14 protein-coding genes are annotated in these 15,572 nt (G+C 48.2%); 4 read left to right on the forward strand and 10 right to left on the reverse strand.

Translation table 11 applies throughout. The features are described 5' to 3' along the window. Positions 1-35: 35 nt before the first annotated feature. Positions 36-3,128: a hypothetical protein gene (locus DWZ56_RS22870; RefSeq protein ID WP_118555238.1), complete on the reverse strand. Its 3,093-nt coding sequence runs from the start codon at positions 3,126-3,128 to the stop codon at positions 36-38. 283 nt (positions 3,129-3,411) lie between these two features. Between DWZ56_RS22870 and DWZ56_RS04695 the strand changes: the two genes are divergently transcribed. Together DWZ56_RS04695 and DWZ56_RS04700 are read left to right on the forward strand one after the other, a co-directional pair. Further along, the gene (locus DWZ56_RS04695; protein ID WP_118555239.1) at positions 3,412-4,935 is read left to right on the forward strand and encodes a sensor histidine kinase; all 1,524 of its coding nucleotides are present in this window, start codon (positions 3,412-3,414) and stop codon (positions 4,933-4,935) included. Beyond that, a complete protein-coding gene (locus DWZ56_RS04700) occupies positions 4,910-5,590 on the forward strand; it encodes a response regulator transcription factor (protein ID WP_118555240.1) in 681 nt (226 codons plus the stop codon). Before DWZ56_RS04695 ends, DWZ56_RS04700 begins: the two co-directional genes overlap by 26 nt. Here DWZ56_RS04700 and DWZ56_RS04705 read toward each other — a convergent pair. The 6 genes from DWZ56_RS04705 to DWZ56_RS04730 all read right to left on the reverse strand — a co-directional run bounded on the left by DWZ56_RS04705 (position 5,587) and on the right by DWZ56_RS04730 (position 12,206). After that, a complete protein-coding gene (locus DWZ56_RS04705; RefSeq protein WP_118555241.1) occupies positions 5,587-6,714 on the reverse strand; it encodes a serine hydrolase domain-containing protein in 1,128 nt (375 codons plus the stop codon). The genes DWZ56_RS04700 and DWZ56_RS04705 overlap by 4 nt on opposite strands. Continuing rightward, positions 6,711-8,435 carry an amylo-alpha-1,6-glucosidase gene (locus tag DWZ56_RS04710; RefSeq protein WP_118555242.1) on the reverse strand — a complete coding sequence of 575 codons (1,725 nt, stop codon included), beginning with the start codon at positions 8,433-8,435 and terminating at the stop codon, positions 6,711-6,713. The genes DWZ56_RS04705 and DWZ56_RS04710 overlap by 4 nt, the downstream gene beginning before the upstream one ends. Before the next feature lie 42 nt (positions 8,436-8,477). Beyond that, on the reverse strand, positions 8,478-10,643 hold the full coding sequence (locus tag DWZ56_RS04715) for a glycoside hydrolase family 2 protein (RefSeq protein WP_118555243.1): 2,166 nt from the start codon (positions 10,641-10,643) through the stop codon (positions 8,478-8,480). A gap of 148 nt (positions 10,644-10,791) precedes the next feature. Beyond that, entirely contained in the window at positions 10,792-11,274 is a 483-nt protein-coding gene (locus DWZ56_RS04720; protein ID WP_118555244.1) for an amidase domain-containing protein, read from the reverse strand. Positions 11,275-11,441: 167 nt separating this feature from the next. Then, a complete protein-coding gene (locus DWZ56_RS04725) occupies positions 11,442-11,744 on the reverse strand; it encodes a hypothetical protein (protein WP_147369383.1) in 303 nt (100 codons plus the stop codon). Between the two features lie 51 nt (positions 11,745-11,795). Continuing rightward, positions 11,796-12,206, reverse strand: a complete 411-nt coding sequence (locus DWZ56_RS04730; protein ID WP_118555246.1) for a hypothetical protein — start codon at positions 12,204-12,206, stop codon at positions 11,796-11,798. A 120-nt stretch (positions 12,207-12,326) separates the two neighbouring features. Here DWZ56_RS04730 and DWZ56_RS04735 point away from each other — a divergent pair, with 120 nt between their 5' ends. Both DWZ56_RS04735 and DWZ56_RS04740 read left to right on the forward strand, forming a co-directional pair. Then, complete coding sequence (locus tag DWZ56_RS04735) at positions 12,327-12,662, forward strand: DUF6442 family protein (protein ID WP_118555247.1); 336 nt, start codon at positions 12,327-12,329, stop codon at positions 12,660-12,662. 13 nt (positions 12,663-12,675) lie between these two features. After that, the gene (locus DWZ56_RS04740) at positions 12,676-12,882 is read left to right on the forward strand and encodes a helix-turn-helix transcriptional regulator (RefSeq protein ID WP_118555248.1); all 207 of its coding nucleotides are present in this window, start codon (positions 12,676-12,678) and stop codon (positions 12,880-12,882) included. 104 nt (positions 12,883-12,986) lie between these two features. Here the strand turns inward: DWZ56_RS04740 and DWZ56_RS04745 are convergent, their stop codons facing one another. From DWZ56_RS04745 to DWZ56_RS04755, 3 genes are all read right to left on the reverse strand, one after another. Then, complete coding sequence (locus DWZ56_RS04745; RefSeq protein ID WP_118555249.1) at positions 12,987-13,472, reverse strand: GNAT family N-acetyltransferase; 486 nt, start codon at positions 13,470-13,472, stop codon at positions 12,987-12,989. 334 nt (positions 13,473-13,806) lie between these two features. Next, positions 13,807-15,030 carry an SDR family NAD(P)-dependent oxidoreductase gene (locus DWZ56_RS04750; RefSeq protein ID WP_243095108.1) on the reverse strand — a complete coding sequence of 408 codons (1,224 nt, stop codon included), beginning with the start codon at positions 15,028-15,030 and terminating at the stop codon, positions 13,807-13,809. Next, complete coding sequence (locus DWZ56_RS04755; RefSeq protein WP_118555251.1) at positions 15,002-15,322, reverse strand: GNAT family N-acetyltransferase; 321 nt, start codon at positions 15,320-15,322, stop codon at positions 15,002-15,004. Before DWZ56_RS04755 ends, DWZ56_RS04750 begins: the two co-directional genes overlap by 29 nt. Positions 15,323-15,572 lie beyond the last annotated feature (250 nt).

The raw sequence follows: 15,572 nt of genomic DNA on the forward strand, positions 1-15,572 counted from the left end.
GGCGGTCTATCTCTTGTTTTCGGTTGCTTGCTTCCTTACCGTACATGAGCATTGTGCCCGGTGCTGTAGTCCTGGTTGGTCTTCATGGAGGAAGGCGGGGACCAGATGTTTAATGTGTACTCGGTCACTCCGTAGTCGAATACGCCAATTTTCAGCTTCGCCGCCAGGGAATCCATGAGATCGGTGAAATTACCGCTGTCATCCACAACGCTTCCCCTAAGCTCCTGGCGGAAACGGGTGATCCCCATCTCTTCAAACAGAGCTTTATGCACCGCTGTCTTATCCCCAAAGACAGCAATCTCCTGGTTGGACGGGTATACACCCCAGCCGGTGATGGTCTGATAAAGCGGATCCAAAACCTCAGCGTTGTAATGGACCTCCGGCTTCTTCTCCGGCTGCTTGTCGTCCTCTGCGGCAGGATAATCCACGATGCGCACCTCATCCAGCCGGCAGAATACATTCCAGTCCGTAAAGCTTTCCGTTGTCGCGCCGATGGTCATTCCGGCAATTCTGCCCCAGTTGAACTGATCCGCCGAAATTTCATTCCTTGTAACCGTGTTGGTTGCTTTATCATACTCTTCGTCAAAACATTTGCCGTTTTCCAGCAGGGCGGAGAATGGAATGGATACTTTCTTCCAGGTCCGTGCGCCAAAAACAGCCTCTTTTACTACCAGTTCATCACTGAAAGACAGTCTGAGAGCCGGATATTTTCCGCCCGCTTCGCAGAGGAGGCCCACCTGTACATCCGCGGGAACGGACTCCGGGTTATACCAGAACTCCAGTGCAGCAGTATCCTCTTTGCCGCGCATATCGAGGGGAGATCCCATGACCATCTTCAGCCATTCATAGCCATTGCCATAGCCCTGCTTTACTTTCAGCCGCTGCCATGCATTTCCTTGTGGTGCATCCGGCGCGTTTGCGCCTGAATCAACCGGCGTGCTTACGCCTTCCACCCCGGAACTCAATGTCCAGATGCCGCTTGGGTAAGCATCCAGGAAAAGGTCCTGTACCACTGTCGGCTCCGTAACCGGTTTATCATCCTGCTCCGTGGTCCTTACAAAACAGATTTCATCCAGTCTGCACCAGCTGGCCTGCGTGGGAAACGCTTCCGTCGTTGCACCGATCGTCATGCCGTCGATTCTGTTCCAGCTAAATTTTGAACTGTCGTACTCGGCTGTGGGTTCACCCTTCTCCTCATAATACATGGTTCCGTTCATCTCAAATTCGGACAGCGGTATTACAACCTTTTTCCATTTCCAGTCGCCGTAATCCTCAGGCTGCAGATTCAGATACTCATTGAGGGAGATGCGCAGGGTCGGATGTTTGCCGGCCGCCTCGCAGGTAATTCCCACCTGCAGGTCCTGTGCGGCGACAAGCGGATTAAACCAGAACTGCAGCGCATCCTTCTCCGGATCCAGACCTGTGATCGGGTTGTGGAGCACTTTCACCCACTGATATTTAACGCCTTCCGCACGGCTGTCCAGTTTAAAACGCTGGACATAAGCGCCCTGCTTGGCATTCTCATTCGCAAGATCAGCCGGCGGCGTGCTCACGTCCGCTGCCGATGAGGTCACATACCACGCTCCGCATTCACCGAAGCTGTCCAGGAACAGATCCTGAATGTGTGTGTATTCCGGGTCCGCAGGATTCTCCGGGTCCGCGGGAACTTCAGAATCGCCCGCCAGCTTTACCAGGGAAACATTATCCAGCCTGCACCAATGCGCCTGCTGGTCCGATGCCAGCCCTTCTGTCGTTGCACCGATGGTCATGCCGGCCACTCTGGTCAGTTCGAACTCTTCTTTGGGCAGCTCGGCCGTATCCACCTCTGTCGTAGCCGGATTATACTCTTCGTCGTAACACCTGCCCTTATCCAGCAGGTCTTTTAACGGAACGGTGACTTGATACCAGTTTCCGTCCCCATAGTTCACCGTATTGAAATCCAGATAGTCCTCCAGGGATAGACGCAGAGTCGGATGCTTGCCGCTCTTTTCGCACGCAATGCCCACCTGTATGCTGTCCCGCTCTATAAGCGGGTTGAACATAAACTGAAGAGCAGCCGTTTCCGGATCTATTTCCAGCGGGTCGCAGAGCAGCTTTGTCCATTCATACTGCCCTGTGCCTGACGCATTGCCCATAAGCTTTAACCTCATGGACCTTCCCTCGTAGGATGCCGCATTTTCATCATAGGCGATGGACACCCGAACCGGGCTGGAAGTAGCCACCCAGGCATTGGCGTCCACATATAAATCTTTCAAATGCTCCGGCTCGTCCGGATCGGGGTCTGCCGGGTTTGTCGGGTCTGTGGGATCCGTCGGGTCTGTTGGGTCCGTCGGGTCTGTTGGGTTTGTCGGGTCCGTGGGATCCGTTGGATCCGTCGGGTTTGTTGGATCTGTGGGATCCGTCGGATCCGTCGGGTTTGTTGGATCTGTTGGATCCGTATCTCCCGCCGCTTCCACAAATACAATTTCATCCACATTGCACCAGTTCGAACCGAACTGCGGATTTATACCGGTTGTAGCAGTTCCGAATGTCACCCCTAAAAGGACGTCCCAGGCAAACAATGCCGTGTCTATCACTTCTTCGGCTTCGTTATAGCAGACCCCCTTTTCCTTCAGATCTTTGAACGGTATGTTGATCTGCTTGTACGCTCCATATTCATCCGCGGTTATGTAGTCCGACATCGATACCCGCAGCGTATATATCTCGCTGTCCTTCCGGCATACAAGCCCCACCTGCATATCTTCCGGTTTAATATTAAAATCATCTTCCATAAACCAGAATCTTAGGGATGCTTTATCTGCGTCGACATCTGTGACAGCCTCATTTTTAACCACCTTCACCCACTCATAAGCGTCAGCTCCGCTGTTTATTTTCCAGCGGTAGGAATGCGTGCCTTCTTTCACTTTTTCGGCCGCCGTATCTCTCGTCACGTCTCCGTGCGCCGACTTAAGAATATTGCCGCGTTCCATCGAAATATTATCCAGAAGGATCTCGTGGATAATATTTGCGCCTTCTCCTGCCGCCCGGACATGCGGCATCGCAGGTCCGCAGAGATTTAATATCATCGCTGCAGCCAGAAAAAAAGCGCCGAACCTTTTCATAGCTTTTTCTGCACGTTTAAACAACATCTTCTCCTCCTTAACTTTTTAGCCGGCGGCTGTTTTTAAGCCGCCCGTTAATTTTATATTATTATAAGTTTTCAGAATCCACCGGCCGATTCTGATCGCTTATGAATAATCAATTTTTCTCCTGACCCATGTTTCCGATTATAGCAATAACGGTTCCTTTCAAGAAGTTGATATTTTGTAGACTGGGCGGGGCGGGACGCGCATTTGTGGGAACACTTGCAATTTTTTGTATATCGTGTATACTTTCTTTATCCGTTACTTTTCATCAGATGAGGATTTGAATATGATTACATCCGCCATTTTTATTTTGATCATTGCCGTTATCTATTTTTTTATCGGCCTGAAAAACAACTTCAGATATGTAATACTTTTGCATATCGCGTCCATCTCGCTGCTGATGATCGTCTCCACCATTTACATCTTTAAGCTTAGCAGCTATTCATTCTCCTCTTCTCTGGATTTCAAGCTGTATCAGCTGTTTAACAGGCTCGGCCCCAATATTTCCGACATCTCCCGCCTGCATAATATCTGTATCGCCCTGCTCATGTTTTCTTCGTTTCTGTTTGTATTTTTATTCCGCAGCTCAAAGCGGTCTCTGCTGCTTTTATGTCTGCCCATCCTGTATTTTGTAATTACGAACGATCCCGGCATCACCTGGAGCATCTTCCTGCGCACCGGCGAGCCCAACAGCAACGCCTTTCTGTCGTTTTTTGTAACCTTTAACCGTTACTTTTCCACAGCGCTGTTTTTCTTTTATACCCTGCTGCCCTTTTTTATACTGGCCTATTCCATCACTCACACGCGGATCCGGAGCTATCGGAAGGACTGCATCACCTTTGCAGTCTGCCTGGCGCTGTTTGACATATTTGTGTATCTGACATTTTTCGGAGGCATCTTCAGATATATCCTGTTCAATCAGGTGAATCTGCTGAAATTTCCTCACGAAATGCCCAGCACAAGCACCATCGATGCGTTTCTGCCCTACAGCATCGTCTACATTACGCTGGCTGTCTTTGTCCTCACCTCTCTCTTCCATCCGTTTCTGGAATGGAAGGTGTTCAACCGGCGGGAAATGGCCCAGAACGCACAGCTCATGAACCAGAACATGAAAATCATACTGCATTCCTATAAGAATGCCTTTCTGGGCATCCAGCGCCTGACCAACCTGGCCGATGAGTATGCCCAGGCCCAAAATCAGGAAAAGCTGCTGTACTGTACCCAGCAGCTAAACCAGATCGCCGCCTCCAATTTAGACAGCATCACGCAGACAATTGAGATGTTAAAAAGCGTAACTCTAAAATACAGCATCGTGGATATCACCGCATGCATTGAGACCGCTGTTTATAACAGCTCCCTTTCCCCTAAAATAACCGTGGAAAGAAATTATGACCCCAAAGCAGAGCATACATTAAAGCTCTACGGCGACTTCGATTATCTCCAGGAAGTCTTTCTCAATCTGCTGTCCAACGCGGAGTACGCCCTTAAGAAAAAGAACGGCCCCGATCCGATGATTAAAATCAACATTCTCTCAGAATCGGATATCTGTTCGATTGAAATATGGGATAACGGGTGCGGGATCGAACGCAGCCAGATCAAAAATATTTTTAAAACATATTACTCCACCAAGTCGTCCTCCAGCAATTTCGGCATCGGACTAAACTATGTGGAGACAGTTGTCAAGCAGCACCACGGCAACATCACCGTACAGAGTGAAGTAGGACAGTACACTTCTTTTCAGATCGTGCTGCCGCGCAATAAAATTAATTCAGGGGGGAATAAAAATGATACATTGGGCGATATGCGATGATGCGGAATATCTGTGCAAAAGCTTCGAGTGGGCTTTTGAAAAGGAACCGGATCTGGTATTTGACGGCTTCGCCACAGACGAGCAATCATGCCTGGAACTGGTTAAAGAGAAACGGCCGGAGATTCTTCTGCAGGATATCCAGATGGAAGAGCCGACCACAGGGATCGAGATCATCCCAAAGCTGAAAGAGATTGTGCCGGATTTAAAAATCATCATGCTCACCAATTACGACGATGACAATTACGTCTTTTCCGCGTTTGTAAACGGCGCCACCGATTATGTGCTGAAGACGCTCCCCAACGGGGAAATCCTGCAGGCGCTGCGCAATGTCAGCGAAAATAAGACTTCTCTGCGCCCGGAAATCGCCAAGAAGCTGGTTCAAAAAAGCAGTGAAATCCAGAAGCAAAACCTGTCTCTGGTCTACTCCATCAATATGCTCACGAAGCTCTCCACCAGCGAGTTTGAGGTGCTGCGGCAGTGCTACTACGGAGAATCCTACAAACAGATCGCCGAGGAACGCTTTGTGGATGTCAGCACCATACGCACTCTCGCTTCGAGAATCATTAAAAAATTTGAGTACGACAGCATGAAAAATCTGGTCAAGGCTTTAAGCAAACTCAAGGTATTTGAATATTTAGACAGCCAGGGACTCTAACCCTGGCTGATTTCTTCGTATACCGCATTTCTAAGCCTGTCCTGGTAGGCGTGGCTGGCGGAACCGAACATGTGCTGTACATAGAATACCGCGATCTCATTTTCCCTGTCCACAGATACATAGGAACCGGCTGCGCCGTCCCAGCCGAAGGTGCCCCGCGAAGCGAGGGAATTCGCCCTTTGGGCATCATCCACGATATATACGCCGAGGCCGTAATGATATCCGGCTCCCCAGGACACTCTTTTTACATAGGTCTCCTGCCATGCCGCATCAAAGGCCGGCATTGCCATCCGGTCTATGCTCTCACGTCCGATAATTCTTCTCCCATCCGGGGTGAGGCCGTTGTTGCAGAGCATTTCCACAAACTTTCCGTAATCATCCAGGCAGGAAACGATTCCCGCTCCGCCGCTTTCATAGGCGTCTCCCAGCACATAAGGATTCCTCTGATCACAGGGCCTGCCGCATCGGTCCTGTTCGTTATAGCGGTACAGCACGGCCATCCGGCCCTGAAGCGCTTCAGGCACATGGAAAAAGGTCGAATTCATTTCCAGCGGATCTAATATCTCACGTTTGATAAATTCATAAAAGCTCATCCCGGATATGACCTCGATCAAAGCCCCCAGCACATCATGGCAGAGGCTGTACTGAAAACAGGTCCCGGGCTGGAATGAGAGCGGACGTCTGCTTAAATAGCGGACGGTTTCAAGGGTGGGGAAATGATTGTCCGTAGCCGCCCCGGCAGCCTTTATCACTCCGTCATCCAGGGTATAATCGAGCCCTGCGGACATGGTGAAAAGGTGACGGATGAGTATCGGGCTTTGCGGCGCCGTTTCTCCCACCGTCACATCAAAAAATTCGGGGATATATTTTCCCACCGGCTCATCCAGCTGATACTTGCCACGTTCCAGCAGTATCATGGCCGCCGTACAGGTCATCACCTTGGTGCAGGAAAAGAGATGATACAGTTCATCTCCCTTGAGCGTGATTCCCCGCTCCTTATCCTGAAAGCCCGCAATATGGCAAAAGACCTGCCTGTGCTTATAGTATACCACGCATCCGCGGCCCGGTCCGGCGCCATAGCGTTCTCCCTCATCTAATATTGACTTCACTTTTGCAAATTTCATTTGCTGACTCCTCCTTCTGACTCCCGTTCCAGCATCATGGCCGCATACAGGGCCGCTGACCAGCCGTAGTCGCGGATCGCCGACATGCGGACTCCCATTTCTCTCGGCTTCAGGGAAATGCCCTTGCGTGATAAGTCAGACGGGCAGACCGCATCATTGCTGTCATAAAATTCAAAGAGTACGCCTTCTTTGAGATACCACTCCGTCATGACTGACAGTGAACCCTCCGTCAGCCGGGCGGCTTCCTCCCGGTAGCCGTAGTCGCGCAGGCCGCAGGCAATCATATAGTTAAAATTAATCCAGACGGGCCCTCTCCACATATCGGTTCCGAATGTCCTGTCCTTCTTTGATATGCTCGGTATCCCGATTCTCGTGCCAAACGTCGCCGGATCAAACAGATCCTTTACCAGCAGGGCCGCCTTCTCTTTTGTACAGATCCCTGCGAACAGAGGTAAAAATGAGGATACGGCGCTGACCTTTTTAAGTGTTTTGCTCTCGGTCTCCCGGTCATAATACCGCCCGTCCTCCCGGTCATACAGCACCGTGTTGACCGCATCACGGATTCTCCCAAAAAGCTGTTTGCAGTGAGCCGCATCCTCTGTCTTTCCTAGAAGGGCGGCGATTTTCTCCATACAGCGCAGCTCGTGTGCCATATAGCAGGAAAAATCGATACAGTCCATGGGTTTCGCCGCATCGAAGCGCGGGGAGTTGTCCATTCCGCATTCATCGCACCGGCAGTTTGGGGAATCCGGATTTACATCCCATTCGAAAAGGTAATTGTGATTCGTATCACGGTTCTTAAAATTCCATTCCAGGTACCGCTTGAGGCTGTCATAGGAGTCTGACAGCCAGTCCGTGCGGCCGGTCTTTTCATAGAGCTTATATATTCCCCATGCAATCACCGGGGGCTGGGTAACTTCGCTGCTCCAGTCCGGGGCGGACATATGGGGGATGAATCCGTCCGGCCGCTGTACAGCAAACAGAGAGCGGACTGTCTCATATGCGAGCATAGGATCTATATGGACATTGCCGAAGGAATGGAACACCGAATCCCACAGCCAGAAATATTTATGGGGCAGGCGGTCCGGAGTGCTCCAGCGCTGCCGGAATCTGCCCTCCGGCGTATAGATCTGTGTCTTCATGACTGAGAAGCATTTGCAGAGTGTCTTTGCCTCGTCATCGGTCAAACGGTCCACAGGCACGCGCTTAAAATAATCCAGCTTTTTCATTGCCGCCTCCTGCGGATCGGCCTGCAAAGCTTTTGCCGCCTCCTCACAGGCGGACTGCTCCTCCTCCGTCCGGCAGAGCGCAAAGAAAATCCGCCCCTGTCTTCTTTGGCTTAAGAAAGCATAGACATGCTCCCCATCGCTGAACACTGCGGTATCTCCCATTTCTTTTTTCTGCAGCAGGTCGGCATGGCAGCAGGGTTTTGCCAGATTTTCCGGACAGTAACCAAGCACCGCATTCTGTTTCAGGAACAGAAAACCGAAGGGCTCCGTTTGATTGAATTTTCCGGTGATCACATCGGATGCCACCGCTTCAAAACTAAAATCGGATACCTCCTTCAGCCGGAGATACATCTCTACGCGGTGGGAATCAAATGCAATGCCGATGTGCTCTGACATCAGCTGCCCGCACATGCTGTCCTTTAATGTATTGGTTCCTTCTATGCCGGAAAAGGCAAACAGCGCGCCGTTTCCCCATATATTCGGATAAATCATGCCTTCCACTCCCTATTTTCGTTATCGTTTCGTCTGTGCCGGCTAAGCATTTAATACTTTCACGCTCCGCCCTTTCGTTCGTTTCCCCTTATACAGCAGACGGTAGGAACTGCTCATTTCCCCGGCCGCAAGATGCAGGATGAGTTCGCCGTCATCGCATTCCGGTAAAATATGATGGACCGTTGGCCCGAGCAGATTTTTTCCGGCCTCCACCGGCGGGTAATCCCAGCGCAGGATATTTCTGCGCATTCCTCCGATTTCCAGACAGATCTCTACGGTACCGGAGGCGGCCTCCTCCTTACTGTCATTCAGAACCCAGATCTGCGCTTCAAACATTTCTCCGCCCGCATATACGAATTTCTGAATGCGTGCGGACGCGAGGATGGGCCTTAGCGCCTGTTTTACCGCTTCGTATGAAGGTTTGGGTTCGGCCGGATAATTGATCAGGGAATTGTTTGCCGCAGTCGGCCAGGGTTCGTTCAGGCACCAGCTAAGCGCCATGGAACAGTATGGCTGCTGCCGGCGGGCTTCCTCAAAAACCGCTTTTAATCCTTCGCCCTGAAGCCACTGGCTTTTATCGGCCAGCTTAGCAAGCTCCGTCTGTTTTCCAAAATAATCTTCAATCAGATCTATGCAGGACCATGTCGTATCTCCGGGAAACCATGCGCCGAACGCATGATGCGCCCGCAGGGAAGCATTATCCGCAAACGGTTCCAGCTTTTCTTCCGGTATATATTTTTTTAAATACTCCCTGCCGGATATGGATGGGATGCCAAATTCCGTATATGCGCTGCAGTGAGCCTTCTGCATCGCCGCAAAAACCTCATCGCCGTTATGGTACCGGAAAAGATAGCCCCCATGCCCCATCCCCATCAGGGGCGATGTCATGATAAAGGGACGTTTGGGGTCCATTTCAAGGCAAAGCTTATTCAGCAGGCGCAGCGCCAGTTTCTGATCGTCCATGCCGGACCAGTTATTGAACAGTTCATTTCCGCCGCACCATAATACCAGGCTCGGATGATCCTTCACCCGCCCGATGATCGCCTCCGCCTCGCTTTTCAGTATCTTCAGATAATGACGGCTGTCATAGTAATCGTTGCATGCCAGCGGGAAATCCTGCCAGACCATGATCCCCTGCTCATCACACAGTTCGAAAAAGCTGTCCTTATTTATGTAGGCGCCTCCCCAGCAGCGCAGCATATTCATATGCGCTTCCCGGGCACGGGCGATGAGCGGTTCGTAAGTCTGCCTCGTCACCTCGCCGGGAAATACATCCGGATTTACAAAATTGGACCCCTTCGCGAACACCGGTCGGTTGTTCAGAACCAGCGTGACCGGCGGAACGCTTCTCGTCTTAGGGAAGTCGGAAGGCTCCTCCCACGCTCCTTCATTCATACAGAGCCGGACTGTCCTGAAACCTACACGTCCGCATTTCATATCGCCATTGGGAAGAACCGCTCTCCACCGGTAGAGCGCCGGTTTTCCGCAGCCATTGCACCACCACAGCTGCGGGTTTAATATGCTTAAGGTCACTTTCTTCCCGCGGCCGGTGTAAATCACTGTTCCATCAGGATCTTCCACCGTCCACTCCGGCTCTCCGGGTCCACACACAGAGCTTGAGCAGACGATATCCGCCCGGTCCAGCTCTCCGGTCAGGGTATACCGGACTCCCGCAGTCGTAAGATGGCCTGCCGGCCTTTTTACAATGCGTAAATCTTCATAGATTCCCAGAGGGATCAGCCTCGGATGCCAGTCCCAGCCATAAGCCGCAGCCGGTTTGACGCTTTGCCTGGCCTCTTCTCTCGTGCCCGGCTGTCCTGATCTGTCCTTGGGGACAGGATAGATCACCACCTCGACGGTGCAGTCCCGCCCGGCATACTGCGTCAGATCCAGCCGGATCGGCCGGAACATCCCTTCCTGATGCAGCAGCAGGGCTCGGTCCACCATAATATCAAATTCATAGTCGATCCCGCCGCATAACAGCTCCAGCCGCTCACCCGGCAGAACCTCCTGAAGCTTTGTCCTGCAGCGGTACATCCAGCAGCAGTCCTCCATCCAGCGGTAATCCAGGAAATTCAGATCATACCGGTAATCCGGCCACCCCTTTGCTCTCGCCCAGTCCAGCTGCACCGCGCCCGGCACCTGCGCCGGGACCAGCTCCTCAGGTTCCCCGCAGGGGCTGGCCATATATCCGACTAACCAATCCATATCATACCCCCTGTATTGTCACCGACCGCAGGCTGATAACCTGCGCGCACTTTCATGCGCTTCTTTCCGCTGCAACGGTCTTCATTCATTATACCTGCTGCGTTTCCATAATGAAGTTGATATTTTGTGGACTGTGATCCGGCCGCTTCTACCAGCTGCGCACTCCCCGAATATGCAGAAAGCGGACTCTCTCATATATATAAGAATCCAGCGGGCGCATATAGGCATCAAAGCTGTGTGCGGCCACATAGATCCGGCTGCCTTCCACCGCGACAATGACAGGGCTGTGATAAAATCCGTTAGCATTTCCCAGCTGCACGATGTCCCCCGGCTGGACGCCGGCCTGATCCGTTTCCGCAGCATACGGACCCACTGATTTATTGCCCACGAGAAAATTGTATAGATATGACACTCCTGTCCAGCTCGGTGACCGGTCAGAGCTGCTGTTATAATACCATCCCATCACCGGGGTATAGTTCATGCCCCCGCTTCCCGTATAGATACACTGGGATGCAAAATTGGTGCAGTCGCCCCCTAGCTTTTCAAAATCCAGATACCGCGGATTTCTGCCCAGCGCCCACCTTTCGGCATATTGCAATGCCGCTTCCCGCCGATAGCCTGTTTCCCTCATATGGATGTGTTTCCCTTTTATTTGCTTATTAATAGGATATACAGGGGAAGGCATTTGTGTTCAGTGTATTATGTATCTGCCGGAAGCGGGATAGGATTTTTTCATGTTAAAGAGCCAGTTCAAGCCCGTATTCATGCAGGATGAAATCATCCTCTATGACTTCATCATTATAAAGCATACTCAGAATGAAATATAATTTCTTTTCCATTTTCTCTGGCAAATCTTATTTCTTTTTTTGTCATTTCACCTATGTATCCTTCAATATCCACAACATAAATCGCATCTGAAAGTTCTATTCTTTTAAGCTGTGCTTCCTCTAAGATAGCCCTATCAGCAGATGTTAATTCATCTTTTTTCAATCCATAAATACACTGCAATACATTAAACCTATGTTGTGTTTCCAATTCAAATGCTATCCTCTGCATTTCATGTTCAAATCTCATACTGCCACAAATTGTAATAGTTCTCATTTTCTTTATCCCCACAATTTCAAATTTTCCAACCTAATTAACTGTAATTTGCTATCGACAATCACTTTCTTTACGATGTCCTATTCCATTTCTATAATCTTCTAATAATGTTTCGTGATATATTGCTTGCATGATATCACCAGCACTTTTGTATGTCTCAATAGCAATTTTCATCATCTGTTCAGTCAAATTCATTGGTAATTCATCCCAATTACTTATTGCTATCCACGGGAAGGAACGAAACCTTTGAGCATCCCCAATCAAAAACATATAACCAATTAGTTTGCTGTCTCTAAATGCAAAATAGAATTGCGGTCTTTCTCCATCTATGGATTTATCCATAACCCGTTGCATTGTTTTGATTTTTCCATAGGCGGGGTAGAAGCCAATAGAACTTAATGAATTTAGAGCCAAAGCTCGCTGCTCCTCAGACATATCTCGATAATTCAAAATCTGCTCCATTTTTTATCCCTCATTTCATATGTAAGGTAATGCTTAAAAAGGCGTTGATAAGTGTACTTGGCAGCGTTATAATAAATGCACGACAAGAAAACTTGGCAAATTCATTTGGAGGTTTCCATTATGAACAAGGACGAAATTTTAGCAAAAAGCAGAGCGGAAAATAAGAACAAGGATGTATACGAGCAAGAAGTCTTAACGCAGGCAAGTAAAAGCGCAGTCATAGTTCAGTTGGTTTTGGCGGCTATCTTTTTCGTGACACAGATATTTGTCGGCAAAGGCATAAACTGGGGACTTTGGGCGCTTGTTTTTAGCGCGAATATGACGATCTTCTGGGTGAAATATATTAAACTTCGCCGTAAGCATGAGCTTGTGATGGCAATCGTCTATACGATATTTGTATCCGTAATGTCCGGATACCACATCTATAATCTGATTGTATCTTCCATGATCCTGTAAGGCGGTGGAAAATATGGATGATAAGCTGATATTAAAAAACCGCCTTAAAGAAACACGGGCAGAATTGAAATTATCCCAGAATCAACTGGCGGATATGGTTGGCGTGTCTCGGAACACGATCAGCTCCATCGAAACAGGCCAGTTCAATCCTACAGCGAAATTGGCACTGGTTCTCTGTATTGCATTGGATAAAAAGTTTGAAGATCTGTTCTACTTTTGAAGCTAATGCATTTAAAATCGCAGACCTGTGTCCACTCGGACAGGCTTCTATCAACTTCGATACTGGCTCGGTTAATTCAAATTTCCTGCCCTATAAACTGGGATTTATACATTTTCCACCATCAATTCCTTGCACTTCCATTCTTCGCCCAAAACGCAATATGTTTCAGTTGTATCAAGAATCACATCATCAAAACCAACTGCTTTATAGCAATAATAAGCAGGAAAATTGTTTTCAAAAACTCCTAACGTTGCTCTTTTAGCTCCATATATCTCAAACACAAACTTTAGTCCCAATCGAAGCATCGTTTTCCCATAGCTTTTCCCACGTTTTTCGGGATTTATAATAACAAACCCAAAACGCAATTCGTCCAATGATTCATTAGGATTTCTTAACGTAAAAAAACCAACGATTCCTGTTTCATCAAATGCAGTAAACGGCATTAAAGATTCAACGGAACGAAATTCATTTTGTGTTATAGGATAATTTCCAAGTACACCTGCCGTCCACTTATAAAATGCTATTTCATCTTGACACCACGATAAAATCGTATTTGCGTCCGCAGCTTTATATGGTCTTATTCTAATCATATTTTCTCCCTTGCAAATTCATATTTATTGATACACCTCTTATCCCCATAAGACGCATGCTCTCAACAAGACTATTTTTCTGCAATTTGTTACCACTTGTCATAATGAATCTTTTCCGGTTCCCAGCGGAATTTTAGCAATCTCAGTTATACTGATCCCAGGATTACTGCCAATCAACATACTTGTTTGAATCTCCGGCTGTGATAGTGTGATACCATTTCCATAATCTACATCACGCTTTTCTATCTGAACATTTTGTGAATTACTCGTTCCAACAAATTAAATTTGCCAGCATAACATACATAAATGAAATTTTATACAAGCTCCTCCTTATTTACAGCACAGCACCTATATCCTCAATATCTCTGATCCAGCTTTGAATGGCAGCGTCATATTCTTGTCTTTTTTCAGGGTCTTTAATATATCCTCTCATCATTTCCAACTGATGCTGATAGTAGAATTTCAACCTGGTAAGAAGCGCAGGCAGACCAGCTATATTCTCCATTTGACCTGCGCGGACAGCCTTGAGATATTGATGAAGGGAAACTGAAATTTCATCTGCGGAAGTCCCCGCACACTTTTTGAAATCGCGAAGTGTCCACTGTCTCTCAAATATATTCCTCTTTTGCCAGCCATCATATTGTTCGTCATAAGTGTTGACAATACGGGATAAAAATTCCTCTGCTTCTTTCGGAAACGATACACATTTGCTTTCTTCTTCACCGCCCCCTATCCCTGCATCCATCAGTACCTGAACCCCGCCAATTTCCTGTCCGTCATATCTGGATGCAGAAAGCAGGGAGACAGCAAGCGCAGTTCCAGCTTCTTCCGGTGACACGATAGCCTCTTGGTTCAGCTCATAAAACTCCTCTGTAGTCAGTCCCATCAGCGGCGCAACACTCTGTATGCCTTCCATAGCCGTTTTTGTCTTTACAAGCCCCGGTCCAAAACTAAAAACTGACACCCCTGTATCTTCCAGCTCTGCTGACAGCGTATTCGCCAATTCCACCTGCGCGGTTTTAAAGACCTCGTATCCTCCCATGTATGCCACAGCACCTGAGGAAGACATGAAAACAACAGCTCCTTGATTCTGCTCTTGCATATGGGGAAGAAAATATTGCATAAGTTGAAGCGGTCCACGAAGATGTACCAGATAACTTTCATCCCACTTTTTCAGGGATAGCTGCTTTACAGAATCAAAAGGTGTTATGGTTGCATTATGAATAATCGCATAGGGACAGCCAAATTGACTGAAAACCTGGCTGCAAAACTGGTAGATATAATCCGTGTCTGTAAGATCCAGAGGCAGGAAATGCGCCCGTCCCGGGGCTATTTCCAAAATGCAGGACTCGGCCGCTCTCCCTCTCTGTTCATTCACTTCACCAATTATGATATTGGCTCCCATATATGCAAGAGCTTTCCCCGCTTCCAGAGCAATCCCACCGCCGCCGCCAGTGATAACCACAGTTTTATTTAAAAGAGCGGTGGTATCCGTGATATGTTCTATAAGCATTTTCTTCCTCTTCCCTTTATTTATTTGAAATAGTTTTCTCTGCATAATCAAGCAATTTTGTACCATAGCCTTTTCCCTGCGCGGCAGGCAGGACAAACAGTCGTCTTATCTCATTTTTCTTTATTGTAACAGTACCAATAAATGTATGCTTTGTATCGTAACAAAGAAAGACCCGATTTTGCATAATATCATTGGCTATATTGGTTTCGCTGTGATGTGCAAGAAAAAATTTTACTGCCCCTTTTGGATAGTAATGAGGATATATTTCCAAAATTGTAGTCTCCGTAATCTTTTTCACCAAAAGCAAATCCTCCAAGGTGGCCTGCCTGATATCCATTCCTGTATTTCCCTCCTTTTTCCCTTCTGCTACCAAATATAGATTGGGATAAATATTTTGACTAATATAGCACCCACCCCTACCATCCAAAATGTTTCTCAGGGAGAATAACAATTCCGACTACCAGCATCAAAAAATGTAACCATGAGCGAATATCAATGTAACACATTCCATATGCAAATGCCATATTGGCGTTATCAATTGTCTGTAACAATAATGGAAGTTAAAATATTCTTTTTCATAGAATCCG

The organism is Lachnotalea sp. AF33-28, assembly GCF_003477885.1.
Classification (GTDB): domain Bacteria; phylum Bacillota; class Clostridia; order Lachnospirales; family Lachnospiraceae; genus AF33-28.

What these genes read in the sequence shown, in the direction of transcription:
- DWZ56_RS22870 (WP_118555238.1), bottom strand. Translation starts at nt 3,128, where the DNA reads ATGTTGTTTAAACGTGCAGAAAAAGCTATGAAAAGGTTCGGCGCTTTT.
- DWZ56_RS04695 (WP_118555239.1), top strand. Translation starts at nt 3,412, where the DNA reads ATGATTACATCCGCCATTTTTATTTTGATCATTGCCGTTATCTATTTT.
- DWZ56_RS04700 (WP_118555240.1), top strand. Translation starts at nt 4,910, where the DNA reads ATGATACATTGGGCGATATGCGATGATGCGGAATATCTGTGCAAAAGC.
- DWZ56_RS04705 (WP_118555241.1), bottom strand. Translation starts at nt 6,714, where the DNA reads ATGAAATTTGCAAAAGTGAAGTCAATATTAGATGAGGGAGAACGCTAT.
- DWZ56_RS04710 (WP_118555242.1), bottom strand. Translation starts at nt 8,435, where the DNA reads ATGATTTATCCGAATATATGGGGAAACGGCGCGCTGTTTGCCTTTTCC.
- DWZ56_RS04715 (WP_118555243.1), bottom strand. Translation starts at nt 10,643, where the DNA reads ATGGATTGGTTAGTCGGATATATGGCCAGCCCCTGCGGGGAACCTGAG.
- DWZ56_RS04720 (WP_118555244.1), bottom strand. Translation starts at nt 11,274, where the DNA reads ATGAGGGAAACAGGCTATCGGCGGGAAGCGGCATTGCAATATGCCGAA.
- DWZ56_RS04725 (WP_147369383.1), bottom strand. Translation starts at nt 11,744, where the DNA reads ATGAGAACTATTACAATTTGTGGCAGTATGAGATTTGAACATGAAATG.
- DWZ56_RS04730 (WP_118555246.1), bottom strand. Translation starts at nt 12,206, where the DNA reads ATGGAGCAGATTTTGAATTATCGAGATATGTCTGAGGAGCAGCGAGCT.
- DWZ56_RS04735 (WP_118555247.1), top strand. Translation starts at nt 12,327, where the DNA reads ATGAACAAGGACGAAATTTTAGCAAAAAGCAGAGCGGAAAATAAGAAC.
- DWZ56_RS04740 (WP_118555248.1), top strand. Translation starts at nt 12,676, where the DNA reads ATGGATGATAAGCTGATATTAAAAAACCGCCTTAAAGAAACACGGGCA.
- DWZ56_RS04745 (WP_118555249.1), bottom strand. Translation starts at nt 13,472, where the DNA reads ATGATTAGAATAAGACCATATAAAGCTGCGGACGCAAATACGATTTTA.
- DWZ56_RS04750 (WP_243095108.1), bottom strand. Translation starts at nt 15,030, where the DNA reads ATGCAGAGAAAACTATTTCAAATAAATAAAGGGAAGAGGAAGAAAATG.
- DWZ56_RS04755 (WP_118555251.1), bottom strand. Translation starts at nt 15,322, where the DNA reads ATGGATATCAGGCAGGCCACCTTGGAGGATTTGCTTTTGGTGAAAAAG.